This is a genomic window from Streptomyces sp. TE5632 (assembly GCF_054061295.1).
Map to the genome: position 1 here is coordinate 4,781,228 of NZ_JBSSEA010000003.1, position 15,753 is coordinate 4,796,980.

12 protein-coding genes are annotated in these 15,753 nt (G+C 71.4%); 6 read left to right on the top strand and 6 right to left on the bottom strand.

Translation table 11 applies throughout. The annotated features are described in order from the left end of the window. Positions 1-21 precede the first annotated feature (21 nt). The 4 genes from ACVW19_RS27030 (at position 22) to ACVW19_RS27045 (ending at position 5,966) form a co-directional block, all read left to right on the top strand. Positions 22-813 (top strand): ATP-binding cassette domain-containing protein, encoded by a 792-nt coding sequence (locus tag ACVW19_RS27030; RefSeq protein WP_181383847.1) that lies wholly within the window; start codon positions 22-24, stop codon positions 811-813. Further along, positions 810-2,099 (top strand): sugar ABC transporter permease, encoded by a 1,290-nt coding sequence (locus ACVW19_RS27035; protein WP_457462498.1) that lies wholly within the window; start codon positions 810-812, stop codon positions 2,097-2,099. The genes ACVW19_RS27030 and ACVW19_RS27035 overlap by 4 nt, the downstream gene beginning before the upstream one ends. Before the next feature lie 215 nt (positions 2,100-2,314). After that, complete coding sequence (gene dxs, locus ACVW19_RS27040) at positions 2,315-4,294, top strand: 1-deoxy-D-xylulose-5-phosphate synthase (RefSeq protein WP_457462500.1); 1,980 nt, start codon at positions 2,315-2,317, stop codon at positions 4,292-4,294. Between the two features lie 148 nt (positions 4,295-4,442). After that, positions 4,443-5,966, top strand: coding sequence for an amino acid permease (locus ACVW19_RS27045; RefSeq protein WP_457462502.1), 1,524 nt, complete (start codon positions 4,443-4,445; stop codon positions 5,964-5,966). Between the two features lie 55 nt (positions 5,967-6,021). On the opposite strand, the gene ACVW19_RS27050 is transcribed toward ACVW19_RS27045, so the two are convergent. Further along, positions 6,022-6,396 (bottom strand): NTP pyrophosphohydrolase, encoded by a 375-nt coding sequence (locus ACVW19_RS27050; RefSeq protein WP_457462504.1) that lies wholly within the window; start codon positions 6,394-6,396, stop codon positions 6,022-6,024. A gap of 80 nt (positions 6,397-6,476) precedes the next feature. Here ACVW19_RS27050 and ACVW19_RS27055 point away from each other — a divergent pair, with 80 nt between their 5' ends. After that, the gene (locus ACVW19_RS27055) at positions 6,477-7,493 is read left to right on the top strand and encodes a hypothetical protein (RefSeq protein ID WP_457462506.1); all 1,017 of its coding nucleotides are present in this window, start codon (positions 6,477-6,479) and stop codon (positions 7,491-7,493) included. A 169-nt stretch (positions 7,494-7,662) separates the two neighbouring features. Here ACVW19_RS27055 and ACVW19_RS27060 read toward each other — a convergent pair whose 3' ends face one another. The 5 genes from ACVW19_RS27060 to ACVW19_RS27080 all read right to left on the bottom strand — a co-directional run bounded on the left by ACVW19_RS27060 (position 7,663) and on the right by ACVW19_RS27080 (position 14,423). Continuing rightward, complete coding sequence (locus ACVW19_RS27060) at positions 7,663-9,792, bottom strand: 3-hydroxyacyl-CoA dehydrogenase NAD-binding domain-containing protein (protein ID WP_457462508.1); 2,130 nt, start codon at positions 9,790-9,792, stop codon at positions 7,663-7,665. Then, the gene (locus ACVW19_RS27065) at positions 9,789-11,030 is read right to left on the bottom strand and encodes a thiolase family protein (protein ID WP_457462510.1); all 1,242 of its coding nucleotides are present in this window, start codon (positions 11,028-11,030) and stop codon (positions 9,789-9,791) included. Before ACVW19_RS27065 ends, ACVW19_RS27060 begins: the two co-directional genes overlap by 4 nt. Positions 11,031-11,355: 325 nt before the next feature. Then, entirely contained in the window at positions 11,356-12,654 is a 1,299-nt protein-coding gene (locus ACVW19_RS27070) for an HRDC domain-containing protein (protein WP_457462512.1), read from the bottom strand. Positions 12,655-12,816: 162 nt separating this feature from the next. Then, the gene (locus ACVW19_RS27075; protein WP_457462514.1) at positions 12,817-13,476 is read right to left on the bottom strand and encodes a LuxR C-terminal-related transcriptional regulator; all 660 of its coding nucleotides are present in this window, start codon (positions 13,474-13,476) and stop codon (positions 12,817-12,819) included. 269 nt (positions 13,477-13,745) lie between these two features. Next, a complete protein-coding gene (locus ACVW19_RS27080) occupies positions 13,746-14,423 on the bottom strand; it encodes a DUF3000 domain-containing protein (RefSeq protein WP_457462515.1) in 678 nt (225 codons plus the stop codon). Between the two features lie 160 nt (positions 14,424-14,583). On the opposite strand from ACVW19_RS27080, the gene hemE reads away from it, so the two are divergent. Next, complete coding sequence (hemE, locus tag ACVW19_RS27085; protein WP_457462517.1) at positions 14,584-15,651, top strand: uroporphyrinogen decarboxylase; 1,068 nt, start codon at positions 14,584-14,586, stop codon at positions 15,649-15,651. Positions 15,652-15,753: the final 102 nt, after the last annotated feature.

Below are 15,753 nucleotides of genomic sequence, written 5' to 3' on the forward strand. Positions count from 1 at the left end.
CCGGGTCAGGCGGCGAAGGAGATGGTTCACGTGTCCGCTACGCCCGTGCTGGCGTTGCGCGGGGTCTCCAAGCGTTTCGGTGCCGTCCAGGCGCTCACCGACGTAGAGCTTGAGGTCCGCGCCGGTGAGGTGGTCGCCCTGGTCGGCGACAACGGCGCCGGTAAGTCCACGCTGGTCAAGACGATTGCCGGCGTGCACCCCATCGATGAGGGCGTCATCGAGTGGGACGGCAAGGCCGTCCAGATCAACAAGCCGCACGACGCCCAGAACCTGGGCATCGCGACGGTCTACCAGGACCTCGCGCTGTGCGACAACATCGATGTCGTCGGCAACCTCTACCTGGGCCGGGAGATCCGCAAGCGCGGCGTCCTGGACGAGGTGGAGATGGAGCGCCGCTCCCGCGAGCTCCTCGACACCCTGTCGATCCGCATCCCCAGCGTCCGGATCCCGATCGCCTCGCTCTCCGGCGGTCAGCGCCAGGTCGTGGCCATCGCCCGGTCCATGCTCGGCGAGCCCAAGCTGGTGATCCTCGACGAGCCCACCGCCGCCCTCGGCGTCGAGCAGACCGCGCAGGTCCTCGACCTGGTCGAGCGGCTGCGCGAGCGGGGCCACGCGGTCATCCTCATCAGCCACAACATGGCCGACGTCAAGGCCGTCGCGGACAAGGTCGCCGTGCTGCGCCTCGGGCGCAACAACGGCACCTTCGAGGTCAAGTCGACCTCTCAGGAAGAGATCATCTCCGCCATCACCGGAGCCACGGAGAACGCCGTGACCCGCCGTGCGGCGCGTACCAATGGGGAGGTCAGCAAGTGAGCACCGAAAAGACCTCGACGCCCACCGCCGACACGGTCGAGAACACCGAGGCGGCCGCCGCGGCGGTCACCGCCGTCGACCCCCGGCTGCTGGTCCGCGAACAGGGCTTCGCCGGCTACATCGGCGAGTTCAAGCGGAAGATGAAGGCCGGTGACCTCGGGTCCGTTCCCGTCATCATCGGCCTGGTGATCATCTGGGCCATCTTCACCGGCCTGAACTCCAACTTCCTCACCGCCGGCAACTTCTCCGACATGTCCGTCGCCATGGTCGGCACGGGCATGATCGCCGTCGGTATCGTCTTCGTCCTGCTGCTCGGCGAGATCGACCTGTCGGTCGGCTCGGTCAGCGGTGTCGCGGGCGCCGCCTTCGCGGTGCTGAGCGTCACCCACGGGATGAACGAGTGGCTGGCCCTGGTGCTGGCCATCCTCACCGGCACGGCGGCCGGCGCCATCCACGGCTTCGTCTTCGCCCGCATCGGCGTCCCCGCCTTCGCCGTGACGCTGGCCGGTCTGCTGTTCTGGCAGGGCTTCATGCTGCAGATACTCGGCAGCAACGGCACCATCAACCTGGACAGCGAAGGCATCGTCGGCAAGTTCACCAGCTACTACTTCACCGACGTCGCGGCCGCCTACGGCCTCGCCCTCGTGGCCGTCGTCGGGTACTTCCTCACCGCGTTCCTGGGCAACCGCCGCCGCGAGGCCGCCGGTATCCCCTCGCGCCCGCTGAACGACATCATCGTGCGCACGGTGCTGCTGGCCGTCGTCTCCTTCGCGGTGGCGATCGTCTACAACCAGCACAAGGGCCTGCCGCTCGCCGTGGTGATCTTCCTCGCGGTGCTGGTGTTCACCGACTTCCTGCTCCGCCGCACCGCCTACGGCCGCAAGGTCTTCGCGCTCGGCGGCAGCGTCGAGGCGTCCCGCCGCGCCGGTATCAACGTGGAGATGGTCCGGATCTCGGTGTTCGCGATCGCGGGCACCTTCGCCGCGGTCGGCGGCCTCTTCGTCGCCTCGAAGATCGCCTCCGCCAACCAGGGCGCGGGCACCGGTGAGTTCCTGATGAACGTCATCGCCGCAGCCGTGATCGGCGGTACGTCCCTCTTCGGTGGCCGTGGCCGCACCTGGAACGCGCTCCTCGGTGTCCTGGTGATCGTCTCCATCCAGTACGGCCTCGCCCTCGAGGGCATCGCCTCGCCGGTGCAGTACATGATCACCGGTGGCGTGCTGCTGGCGACCGTCGTCATCGACGCGATCACCCGCAAGACGCAGAAGACCGCGGGCCGCGCCTAGCCGTCAGGCGCACTGTTTCCGCCGTGCTGTGCCCGGTACCCGTGGCGGTACCGGGCACAGCCGTGTCCCACGGCCTGGCGCAGGGCGGTCCGGGCTCGGGCGGAGCCGGACCGGGTGAGGCATGACGCACGGCCCGGACGCCGCCCGCCGGAGGGGAACATTAGACTCGTCGAGCCCGGCAACAGCTCGATCAGCTCTACTGCAAGGAGGCACGGGTGCCGCTGCTGACCCGTATCAGGGGACCGCGCGATCTGGACCGGCTCACCGCGGAGGAGCTGAGCCAGCTGGCCGAGGAGATCCGGACCTTCCTGGTCGACGCGGTCTCCAAGACCGGTGGCCATCTCGGCCCCAACCTGGGTGTGGTGGAGCTCACCATCGCCCTGCACCGCGTCTTCGAATCCCCCAGGGACAAGGTGCTCTGGGACACCGGCCACCAGTCCTACGTGCACAAACTGCTGACCGGCCGACAGGACTTCTCCCGGCTGAAGATGAAGGGCGGCCTCTCCGGCTACCCCTCGCAGGCCGAGTCCGAGCACGACGTCATCGAGAACAGCCACGCCTCCACCGTCCTCGGCTGGGCCGACGGCCTGGCCAAGGCCAACCAGCTCAGGCGGACCGGCGACCACGTCGTCGCCGTCATCGGGGACGGCGCGCTCACCGGCGGCATGGCCTGGGAGGCGCTGAACAACATCGCCGACGCCAGGGACCGGCCGCTCGTCATCGTCGTCAACGACAACGAGCGCTCCTACGCGCCCACCATCGGCGGCCTCGCCAACCACCTGGCGACCCTGCGCACCACCGACGGCTACGAGCGCTTCCTGGCCCGCACCAAGGAGGTCCTGGAGCGCACCCCGGTCGTCGGCCAGGCCCTCTACGACACCCTGCACGGCGCCAAGAAGGGCCTGAAGGACTTCATCGCCCCCCAGGGCATGTTCGAGGACCTCGGGCTGAAGTACGTCGGCCCCATCGACGGCCACGACATCGAGGCCCTGGAGTCCGCCCTCACCCGCGCCAAGCGCTTCGGCGGCCCGGTGATCGTGCACTGCCTCACCGAGAAGGGCCGCGGCTACCAGCCCGCCCTGGCGGACGAGGCCGACCGCTTCCACGCCGTCGGCAAGATCCACCCCGACACGGGCCTGCCCATCGCCAGCTCCGGTGCCGACTGGACGTCGGTCTTCGGGGAGGAGATGGTCAAGCTCGGCGAGGAGCGCGAGGACGTCGTCGCCATCACCGCGGCCATGCTCCAGCCGGTCGGCCTGGACCGGTTCGCCAAGCGGTTCCCGGACCGGGTCTACGACGTCGGCATCGCCGAGCAGCACGGCGCGGTCTCCGCGGCGGGCCTGGCCCACGGCGGGGTGCACCCCGTCTTCGCCGTGTACGCCACCTTCCTCAACCGCGCCTTCGACCAGGTGCTGATGGACGTGGCCCTGCACAAGTGCGGCGTCACCTTCGTCCTGGACCGGGCCGGTGTCACCGGCACCGACGGCGCCTCCCACAACGGCATGTGGGACATGTCGATCCTCCAGGTCGTCCCCGGGCTGCGGCTGGCCGCCCCGCGCGACGCCGACCAGGTCCGCGCCCAGCTGCGCGAGGCCGTCGAGGTCACCGACGCGCCGACCGTGGTCCGCTTCTCCAAGGGCGCGGTCGGGCCCGCCGTACCGGCCGTGGGACGCGTCGGCGGCATGGACGTCCTGCGCGAGCCCGGCACCGACACCCCGGACGTGCTGCTGGTCTCCGTGGGCGCCCTCGCCCCGATGTGCCTGGAGATCGCCGGTCTGCTCGAGAAGCAGGGCATCTCCACCACCGTCGTCGACCCGCGCTGGGTCAAGCCCGTCGACGAGGCCATGGCCCCGCTCGCCGAGAAGCACCGGGTCGTCGTCACCGTCGAGGACAACTCCCGCGTCGGCGGAGTCGGCTCGACGATCGCGCAGGCCCTGCGCGACGCCGGCGTCGACGTACCGCTGCGCGACTTCGGCATCCCGCCGCGCTTCCTCGACCACGCCTCCCGCGCCGAGGTCCTGGCGGAGATCGGGCTCACCGCTCCCGACATCGCCCGTCAGGTCACCGGCCTGGTGGCGAAGCTGGACGGCGGCCTCCCGCCCTCCCGGATCCGCTCGAACGGCACGCACGACGCGAACCCAGGCGTACGCGCCGCACGTGCCGCCGCCGACTCGGTGGAATCGGCCCGCGACTGATCCCTCCGCCGATGCGCCCGAACGGGTCGCCCGTGCCACTGTGAAGAGTGGTGAGGGCGACCCGTTCGCGTGAGGGCGCCCGCGCCGGGGCATACGAACCACGCCCCCTCTCGATCATGTCGAGGACGACACAGCGTGGGAGGTACCTGTGAGCAACACCCTCTTCCGGACGAAGAAGGTCGAGCAGTCCATCCGTGACACCGAGGAACCGGAGCACGCGCTCAGGAAGTCCCTCTCCGCGCTGGACCTGACCGTCTTCGGCGTCGGCGTCATCATCGGCACCGGCATCTTCGTGCTCACCGGCACGGTCGCCAAGAACAACGCCGGACCCGCGGTCGCGCTGGCCTTCGTGGTGGCCGGCGTCGTCTGCGCGCTCGCCGCCCTCTGCTACGCCGAATTCGCCTCCACCGTCCCGGTGGCGGGCTCCGCCTACACCTTCTCGTACGCCTCCCTCGGCGAACTGCCCGCTTGGATCATCGGCTGGGACCTGGTCCTGGAGTTCGCGCTCGGCACGGCGGTGGTGGCCGTCGGCTGGTCCGGCTACATCCACTCGCTGCTGGACAACGCGGGCTGGCAGCTGCCCGCGGCGCTCGGCACCCGGGACGGCGCCGAGGGCTTCGGCTTCGACATCCTCGCCGCCGTACTGGTGCTGGTCCTCACCGGCATCCTCGTGCTCGGCATGAAGCTGTCCGCCCGGGTGACCTCGGTCGTCGTCGCCATCAAGGTGACCGTCGTCCTCGTCGTCATCATCGCCGGTGCCTTCTTCGTGACCGCCGACAACTACGACCCGTTCATCCCGAAGGCGCAGGCCGTCCCGGCCGGCGCCGGCCTCGACTCGCCGCTCATCCAGCTGATGTTCGGCTGGGCACCGTCCAACTTCGGCGTGATGGGCATCTTCACGGCGGCCTCGGTGGTCTTCTTCGCCTTCATCGGCTTCGACATCGTCGCCACGGCCGCCGAGGAGACCAGGAACCCGCAGCGGGACATGCCGCGCGGCATCCTCGGCTCCCTGCTCATCTGCACCGTGCTGTACGTCGCCGTGTCGATCGTCGTCACCGGAATGCAGCGCTACACCGAGCTGTCCGTGGACGCCCCGCTCGCGGACGCCTTCAAGGCCACCGGCCATCCCTGGTTCGCCGGCTTCATCAGCTTCGGCGCCGCCGTCGGCCTGACGGTCGTCTGCATGATCCTGCTGCTCGGCCAGACCCGGGTGTTCTTCGCGATGAGCCGGGACGGGCTGCTGCCCCGCTTCTTCTCCCGCGTCCACCCCCGCTTCAAGACCCCGCACCGGCCGACCATCCTGCTCGGTGTGATCATCGCGATCGTCGCGGGCTTCACCCCGCTGTCGGAGCTCGCCGAGCTGGTGAACATCGGCACGCTGTTCGCCTTCGTGATCGTCGCGCTCAGTGTGATCATCCTGCGCCGCACCCGCCCCGACCTGCCCCGGGCCTTCCGCACCCCGTGGGTGCCGTTCCTGCCGATCCTGTCGGTCGCCGCCTCGCTGTGGCTGATGCTGAACCTGCCCGCCGAGACCTGGCTCCGGTTCGGCCTCTGGATGGTGCTCGGCTTCATCTTCTACTTCCTCTACAGCCGGAGCCACAGCCGTCTGGGCCAGGAGGAGAAGGCCGACTCCGGCCGGCCCGGCAAGCCGCCGGGCCCGGCCTTCCGGTAACCCGTACGGCCCCCGGCCGCCGCCCCGCCCCCTGCCCTCTCCCGGCGGTGGCGGGTCAGGGGTGGACGGCTCGGGGACCGGTCACGGTGGCGCCCAGGGCGGTCACCCGGCGGCGCAGTTCGCGGTCGGCGGTGACGACCAGGACCGGGCGCTCACCCGCCTCGGCCACCAGGTCGACCACGCGGTCGTCGCCGCTGCCCGGTGCCGCCTCCACCCGCACCCCGGGCACCGACTCCACACCCCGCGCCGCGCCCTCCACCACCAGGACGATCTCCACCGGCCCCGGACGGTCGGGCAGCCCCCGTGAGGCCAGCCGGTCCCGCAACCGCTCCGCGGCACCCCGGCGGTCCCGCCACCACCCGTCGGGCACCGACCCGACGACGTTCGCGGAGTCGACGATCACGAGCGGGGCGGCGACGCTGTGGTCCATGCGGCCAGAATCCCACGGAACGGCACCCCGCCCGAGGCGCCCGCGGACCGGCTCCGCCGGACAAGCCCTAGGGTGAAAAGGTGAACGGCGACTGGCTCCTCCGCGGCCGCGACGGCCGCCTCAGCGTCTATCTGCCGTCGGACGACGCCGTCCTGTGCCGTGCGGAACTCGCCCCCGGCGGTCCCTGGCGGGCGCCCCGTACCGTCGGCGGCGACCAGAAGCTGCGCCCGGGAGCGGCGATCGGCCAGGGCACCGACGGCTACGCCCATCTGGTCGCCTGGCGGCCCACCGGGCCCGGCCGGTCGGGCCTGGTGCACTCCACCCACTTCCGGCCCCGGCTCGCCGCCCTCGACTGGAACCCCGTCGGCCACCCCGACCAGAAGGGCGACCACACCGGAACACCGGCCGTCGCGGTCGACGCCCAGGGACGCGCACACGTCTTCGTCCGCAACCAGGGCGGCGGGGTGAGCATGCGGGCGCAGAAGGAGAAGGGCGGCTGGGACCCCTGGCACGACCTCGGCGGAGCCGACGTCCAGGGCGAACTCGCGGCCGTGACCGGCGAGTCGGGTCGGATCGAGCTGTACGCGGCGACCTTGGACGCCCTTCTGCACTGGCGTCAGGAGACACCCGGCGGGCAGCTTGTGCGGGCGGAGGAGACCGACGTACCGGTCCGTCCGGACACCCTGTGCGCGCTCGCCACCTCCGCCGAGCACACCACCCTGTTCTGCACCGACACGTCCGGCGAACTGTGCGCCTGGCGTCCCGGCGGCACACCGGTGCCGCTGTTCACCGCGGCCGGCCCCGGCCCGGTCCGCGCCGTGCGCCGTGCCACGGCGGGTCACGACTGCACGGTGCTCGCCCAGCGTTCGGCGAGCGGCAGGATCGCCTTCGCCGCGTACCCCACGCAGGCGGAGCCGTCCGGCGCCCGGTGGACCGAGTCCGGCCCTCCGTCGCCGGCCGACGCCAAGGTGGCCCTCGCCCTCGACGAGCACGAGGAGATCGTCGCCGCCACCGTCTCCCGCTCCACCGGCTCCCTCCGGCTCGCCCGCCGCAAGGACGAGCCGGGCCTGGCCCTGACGGCATGGCGCGAGGTGTGACCCGGGCGCCCACGCGGTCGGACCGTGCGGCGATCCGCTGGCTGCCCCCGTGACGAAAGCCCGTGACGAAAGCCCGTGACGGCAACCCGTGACGGCAACCCGTGACGAAAGGGGGGCGGGCCGCACGGATCGTCACCGTGCGGCCCGCCCCCCTTTCAGGGCCGGCCGGTCACGCCGGGACGCTTGCCACGCCCGGGGCCAGGAACCTCTTGCCGTTGACGCGCTCGGAGACACCCTCGCGGTCCAGGTACGGCGTGATGCCGCCCAGGTGGAAGGGCCAGCCGGCACCCGTGATCAGGCACAGGTCGATGTCCTGCGCCTCGGCGACGACACCCTCGTCGAGCATCAGCCCGATCTCCTGCGCCACCGCGTCGAGCACCCGCGCCCGCACCTGCTCCTCGGTGAGGACGGTGTCGCCCTGCTCGAGCAGCGCGGCGACCTCCGGGTCCAGCTCCGGCTTCCCGCTGTCGTAGACGTAGAAGCCGCGCTTGCCCGCCTCGACGACCTTCTTGAGGTTCGGCGAGACCGTGAAGCGCTCCGGGAAGGACCGGTTGAGCGTCTCGGACACGTGCAGCCCGATCGCCGGGCCGACCAGCTCCAGCAGCACCAGCGGGGACATCGGCAGACCGAGCGGCTCGACCGCCTTCTCGGCGACCTCGACCGGGGTGCCCTCGTCGATGACGTTCTGGATCTCGCCCATGAAGCGGGTCAGGATGCGGTTCACCACGAACGCCGGGGCGTCCTTGACGAGCACCGCGGTCTTCTTCAGCTTCTTGGCGACACCGAACGCCGTGGCCAGCGAGGCGTCGTCGGTCTGCTCGCCGCGGACGATCTCAAGGAGCGGCAGGATCGCGACCGGGTTGAAGAAGTGGAAGCCGACGACCCGCTCGGGGTGCTTCAGCTTCGACGCCATCTCCGTCACGGAGAGCGAGGAGGTGTTGGTGGCGAGGATCGCGTGCGCCGGGGCGACCGCCTCGACCTCGGCGAACACCTTCTGCTTGACGCCCATCTCCTCGAAGACCGCTTCGATGATGAAGTCGGCGTCCGCGAAGCCCTCGGCCTTGTCCAGCACACCGGAGACCAGCGCCTTGAGGCGGTTGGCCTTGTCCTGGTTGATCCGGCCCTTGCCGAGCAGCTTGTCGATCTCGGCGTGGACGTAGCCCACACCCTTGTCGACGCGCTCCTGGTCGATGTCGGTCAGCACGACCGGCACCTCCAGGCGGCGCAGGAACAGCAGCGCGAGCTGCGAGGCCATCAGACCGGCGCCGACGACACCGACCTTGGTGACCGGACGCGCCAGGTTCTTGTCCGGTGCGCCGGCCGGGCGCTTGCCGCGCTTCTGCACCAGGTTGAACGCGTAGAGGCCGGACCGCAGTTCACCGCCCATGATCAGGTCGGCGAGCGCCTGGTCCTCGGCGTCGTAGCCCTGCTGGAGATCGCCGTTCTTGGCGGCGGCGATGATGTCCAGGGCGCGGTAGGCGGCCGGGGCCGCGCCGTGCACCTTGGAGTCGGCGATGAAGCGCCCCTTGGCGACGGCCTGGTCCCAGGCCTCGCCGCGGTCGATCACCGGACGGTCGACGACGATCTCGCCCTTGAGGACGGCCGCCGTCCAGATCAGCGACTGCTCCAGGAAGTCCGCGCCCTCGAAGATCGCGTCCGCGATGCCGAGTTCGTGGACCTGCACGCCCTTGAGCTGCTTGTTCTGGTTGAGGCTGTTCTCGATGATGACCGAGACGGCCTTGTCCGCGCCGATCAGGTTCGGCAGCAGCGCGCAGCCGCCCCAGCCGGGGACCAGGCCGAGGAAGACCTCGGGCAGGGAGAAGGCGGGGATGGCCGCGGACACCGTGCGGTAGGAGCAGTGCAGGCCGACCTCGACGCCGCCGCCCATGGCCGCGCCGTTGTAGTACGCGAAGGTGGGCACGGCGAGCTTCGACAGCCGCTTGAAGACGTCGTGGCCGCCCTTGCCGATGGCGAGCGCGTCCTCGTGCCGCTTGAGCAGCTCGACGCCCTTGAGGTCGGCGCCGACGGCGAAGATGAACGGCTTGCCGGTGATGCCGACGCCGACGATCTCGCCGTCCGCGGCCTCCTTCTCGACCTGGTCGACGGCGGCGTCCAGATTCGCCAGCGACTGGGGGCCGAAGGTGGTCGGCTTGGTGTGGTCCAGCCCGTTGTCGAGGGTGATGAGCGCGAAGCGGCCCGCGCCCAGGGGCAGTTCGAAGTGGCGTACATGGGAGGTCGTGACGACCTCGTCCGGGAACAGCGCGGCGGCGCCCTTCAACAGTTCTGCGGTGGTGCTCACTTGTCCCCCTCGAAGTTCGGGTTCTCCCAGATGACCGTCGCGCCCATGCCGAAGCCGACGCACATGGTGGTCAGGCCGTAGCGGACGTGCGGCTGCTCCTCGAACTGGCGGGCCAGCTGCGTCATCAGCCGGACACCGGAGGAGGCCAGCGGGTGGCCGAAGGCGATGGCGCCGCCGTACTGGTTGACGCGCGCGTCGTCGTCGGCGATGCCGTAGTGCTCCAGGAAGGCCAGCACCTGGACGGCGAAGGCCTCGTTGATCTCGAACAGGCCGATGTCGGAGATGGACAGCCCCGCCTGGGCGAGCGCCTTCTCCGTGGCCGGGATCGGACCGTAGCCCATGACCTCCGGCTCGACGCCCGCGAAGGCGTACGAGACCAGACGCATCTTCACCGGGAGGCCGTTCTCGCGGGCGAAGTCCTCGGAGGCGATGAGCGAGGCGGTGGCGCCGTCGTTGAGACCGGCCGCGTTACCGGCGGTGACCCGGCCGTGGACGCGGAACGGCGTCTTCAGTCCGGCCAGGTTCTCCAGGGTGGTGCCCGGACGCATCGGCTCGTCGGCGGTGACCAGGCCCCAGCCCGTCTCGCCGGCTGACCCCGCGGCGGAGCCGCTGTCGGGCACAGCGGTGCGGCGCACCGAGACCGGTACCAGGTCGGCCTGGATCTTGCCGTCGGCGTACGCCTTGGCGGCCTTCTCCTGTGAGCGGACCGCGTACTCGTCGGCGCGCTGCTTGGTGATCGTGGGGTAGCGGTCGTGCAGGTTCTCCGCAGTCATGCCCATGAACAGGGCGGACTCGTCGACCAGCTTCTCGGAGACGAAACGCGGGTTGGGGTCCACGCCCTCGCCCATCGGGTGGCGGCCCATGTGCTCGACACCGCCCGCGATGGCCACGTCGTACGCGCCGAAGGCGACGGAGCCGGCCACCGCGGTCACGGCGGTCAGGGCGCCCGCGCACATGCGGTCGATGGAGTAGCCCGGAACCGAGGTGGGCAGGCCCGCGAGGATGCCGGCGGTGCGGCCGATGGTCAGGCCCTGGTCGCCGATCTGCGTGGTCGCGGCGACCGCGACCTCGTCGATCTTCTTCGGGTCGAGTCCGGGGTTGCGGCGCAGCAGCTCCCGGATCGCCTTCACGACGAGGTCGTCGGCACGGGTCTCGTGGTAGATGCCCTTGGGGCCCGCCTTGCCGAACGGGGTGCGGACGCCGTCGACGAAGACGACGTCCCTGACGGTACGAGGCACGATGGCTCTCCTCCAGGGTGCGGGATGGCACTGCTGCGTTGCGCTGAGCGCGCGCTCAGAGCCTATGCTACTTGTGGGTAATGTAGCTGCCCAGCCCCACGGAACCGAGCGGTGAAGCTCACACTCCTGGCGGAGTCGTCGCACCACGCGGTGTCAGGACCGCGGTCGGTACGGACGTGAACCCGCTCTGAGGATCTTGGCGTGATCTCGACGTCGCTGTTCTGTTTCAAGAGCCCTTCCGGGCGCACGGGAAACCGTCTCGGCGGGCGCGATCCCGGCCGTCCTCTCCCCGTACCCGCCCCGCGGCAGGCGCCGCCGACGGCGCTCAGACCCCTCCCGAACCGCCGGAGACCAATGCGGCGACCAGTACCGGGGTCACCTGCTCCACCTGCCACGGCCGCGCCCCGTACCCGGCCAGCACCGCCGCGACGGACTCCCTGTCGGCGGGCTGCGGGGGCTCCCAGCACACCCTGCGCACCGTGTCCGGGGTGATCAGGTTCTCCTGCGGCATGTTCAGCCGCTCGGCGAGCGCGCTCACCCCCGCGCGGGCCGCGGAGAGCCGGGCGGCGGCCACCGGGTCCTTCTCCGCCCAGGCGCGCGGCGGCGGCGGACCGGTCACCGGCTGTCCGGGCTGCGGCAGCTGCGACTCGGGCAGTGCCCTCGCCCGGTCGACGGCCGCCTGCCACTGCTCCAGCTGGCGCCGTCCCACCCGCGCCCCGAACCCGTTCAGCGCGGCCAGGGCGTGGGCGTTGGCCGGCACGGCGAGCGCGGCCTCGACGATGGCGGCGTCGGAGAGCACCTTGCCCGGGGAGACGTCCCGGCGCTGCGCGATCCGGTCCCGGGCCTGCCACAGCTCCTTGACGACGGCCATCTGCCGGCGCCTGCGCACCTTGTGCATGCCGGAGGTGCGCCGCCAGGGGTCCTTGCGGGGCTCCGGCGGCGGTGCCGACGCGATCGCCTCGAACTCCTGCAGTGCCCACTCCAGCTTGCCCTGCCGGTCCAGTTCCTTCTCCAGGGCGTACCGCAGGTCGACCAGGAGCTCGACGTCGAGGGCGGCGTAGCGCAGCCAGGGCTCGGGCAGCGGGCGGGTGGACCAGTCGACGGCGGAGTGGCCCTTCTCCAGGACGAAGCCGAGCACGTTCTCGACCATCGCGCCGAGGCCGACCCGGGGGAAGCCGGCCAGGCGTCCGGCCAGTTCGGTGTCGAAGAGGCGGCCGGGCAGCATCCCTATCTCGCGCAGGCAGGGCAGGTCCTGGGTGGCGGCGTGCAGCACCCACTCGGCGCCGGACAGCGCCTCGCCCAGGGCGGACAGGTCCGGGCAGGCGACGGGGTCGATCAGGGCGGACCCGGCGCCCGCACGGCGCAGCTGGACGAGGTAGGCGCGCTGGCCGTAGCGGTAGCCGGAGGCGCGCTCGGCGTCTACGGCGACCGGGCCGGTGCCCGCGGCGAAGGCGGCGATCACCTCGTCGAGGGCGGCCTCGCCCGCGATCACGGGCGGGATGCCCTCACGCGGTTCGAGCAAGGGGGTCGGCGCCTCCGTAGCAGGTGATCCGTTGTCGTCCGGAGGGGCGCCTCCGGTGGTTCGCAGGGAACTGTCTGCTGCGGTGTCGTGGGCGTCGGTCACCTGTCAAGAGTAGCCATGCCGTGAAGGCGCCTGCCGACGGAACGTTCCGTCGGCAGGCGCCGGGGGGTCGTAAACCAGTCAGGTCGGTGAATGTTCGGCGGAGGGGGAGCGGAGCGAAGGGGAACGGCGGGGGCTGCCGGGGAGCGCGGCGGGGCGTCGAGGTCAGTGGATGATGCCCGTGCGCAGGGCCACCGCCACCATTCCCGCGCGGTCGCCCGTACCGAGCTTGCGGGCGATGCGGGCGAGGTGGCTCTTGACGGTCAGCGCGGACAGGCCCATCGAGACGCCGATGGCCTTGTTGGACTGGCCCTCCGCCACCAGCCGCAGCACCTCGACCTCACGGCCGGACAGTTCGCGGTAGCCGCCCGGGTGGCTCGGAGCACCCGGGGGGCGGCGGTGCAGACGGGCGCCGGCGCCGATGGGAGCGGCTCCGGGGCGGGAGGGGAGCCCGAGGTTGGTGCGGGTCCCGGTGACGACGTAGCCCTTCACTCCGCCCGCGAGGGCGTTGCGCACGGCGCCGATGTCGTCGGCGGCGGACAGGGCGAGGCCGTTGGGCCAGCCCGCCGCTCGGGTCTCGGAGAGGAGGGTGAGGCCGGAACCGTCCGGCAGATGGACGTCGGCGACGCAGATGTCGCGGGGGTTGCCGATGCGGGGACGAGCCTCCGCGACGGACGAGGCCTCGATCACGTCGCGCACGCCGAGCGCCCACAGATGGCGGGTGACGGTGGAACGGACGCGGGGGTCGGCCACGACCACCATGGCGGTCGGCTTGTTCGGGCGGTAGGCGACCAGGCTTGCGGGCTGCTCGAGGAGAACGGACACCAGGCCTCCTGGGGTGGCGGGACGGGGCCGGCTCGTGGGGGTGGAGCCGGGCTCAACCGTGCTTTCAAGGTCACAGTCGTCTTCGGCACCAAACCCGGTCTCCTTTAGAGAGTGATCACGATCTGGTGAGTAACAATATGCGCAATTCGGACACGCGGTCGATCATTCGAAGACCGAACGGTTTCGGTCGGCGTCGCAACACTTCCGAAAGTGGCCGTATCGACAAAGAGATCGGCATGTGTGATTGCCGGGGGCTCCGGTGGGGAAGCTCAGCGCGACTGCGGCCCCCTCCGCTGGGGGAGCGTCACCACCGACGCGTCCCCCGGAGCCGCCGGGGGCAGCCCGGCGACCTGGGCCAGCAGATCGCACCAGGCGACCAGATGGGTGGCGGTGTCCGGCGCCCCGCCCAGGCCCTCCCGCGGCGTCCATGAGGCACGGATCTCGATCTGCGAGGCGGCGGGGCGCTCGGACAGCCCGCCGAAGTAGTGCGAACTCGCCCGCGTGACCGTGCCGCTGGGCTCGCCGTACGACAGGCCGCGTGCCGAGAGCGCGCCGGTCAGCCAGGACCAGCACACCTCCGGCAGCAGCGGATCCGCCGCCATCTCCGGCTCCAGTTCCGCGCGCACCAGCGTCACCAGCCGAAAGGCGCCTTGCCAGGCGTCGTGTCCGGCCGGGTCGTGCAGCAGCACCAGCCGGCCGTCCGCCAGCTCCTGCTCGCCGTCCACGACCGTCGCCTCCAGCGCGTGCGCGTAGGGGGCGAGCCGGGTGGGCGCGGGCGTGGCCTCCACCTCGATCTGTGGTCGCAGCCGCGCGCCCCGCATCGCGTCGACGGCCGTCCGAAAGGGCAACGGGGGCGCCGCGCCCCCCTGCCCGAGGTTCTCCCCGGTGTCCTTCGCTTCGTCCATACCACCCTTGCCGTCCGACAATCGTCCTTGAGCCGCAGCCATGCGGGGAAGATTAAGGGGAACGCGGCCTCGGCGCGGGGAAGGACACCCACGGCGCAGCACGGTGTCCGGATCGTGTTCGTCCCGGGCGCGGCGCACGGGCGCCGTGCGCCGGGTGGCCTGCGGTGCGGGGTCACCGGCGGACCATGCGAGACTGGCCGGTGTGAGTGCCAATGTCAGCCCCCGGGGCAAGCAGCCGACCCAGACGTACGACAGTGCCTTCCTCAAGGCGTGCCGGCGTGAGCCGGTTCCGCACACTCCGGTGTGGTTCATGCGGCAGGCGGGCCGCTCACTGCCGGAGTACCGCAAGGTGCGCGAGGGCATCGCGATGCTCGACTCCTGCATGCGCCCCGACCTCGTCGCCGAGATCACGCTCCAGCCGGTCCGCCGGCACAACGTCGACGCGGCGATCTACTTCAGCGACATCGTCGTCCCCCTCAAGGCCATCGGTATCGACCTCGACATCAAGCCCGGCATCGGCCCCGTCGTCGAGGAGCCCTTCCGCACCCGCGCCGACCTCGCCCGGCTGCGCGACCTCACCCCGGAGGACGTCTCCTACGTCACCGAGGCGTACGGTCTGCTGACCGCCGAGCTGGGCTCCACCCCGCTGATCGGCTTCGCGGGCGCCCCGTTCACCCTCGCCAGCTACCTCATCGAGGGCGGCCCGTCCCGCACCTACGAGAACGCCAAGGCGATGATGTACGGCGACCCGGAGCTCTGGGCCGACCTCCTCGACCGCCTCGCGGACATCACCGCCGCCTTCCTCACCGTGCAGATCGAGGCCGGCGCCTCCGCGGTCCAGCTCTTCGACTCCTGGGCCGGCGCGCTCGCCCCCGCCGACTACCGGCGCTCGGTGATGTCCGCCTCGGCCAAGGTCCTCGACGCGGTGTCCGGTCACGGCGTCCCCCGCATCCACTTCGGTGTCGGCACCGGCGAACTCCTCGGCCTGATGGGCGAGGCCGGCGCGGACGTCGTGGGCGTCGACTGGCGCGTCCCCATGGACGAGGCCGCCCGTCGCGTCGGCCCCGGCAAGGCGCTCCAGGGCAACCTCGACCCGACCGTGCTGTTCGCCGGCACCGAGGCCGTCGAGGCGAAGACCCGCGAGGTCCTGGCCCAGGCGGAGGGCCTCGAGGGCCACATCTTCAACCTCGGCCACGGCGTCATGCCGAACACCGACGCGGACGCCCTGACCCGCCTGGTGGACCACGTCCACACCCTCACCACCCGCTGACCGGCCCCACCTGGAGTCCGTTCACAGCGGCACCCGCGTCCGCAGCGGCACCGGGCGTCTGCTTCTCCGCCTCCTGGAACTCCCGGAGGAGATCGGCGAAGC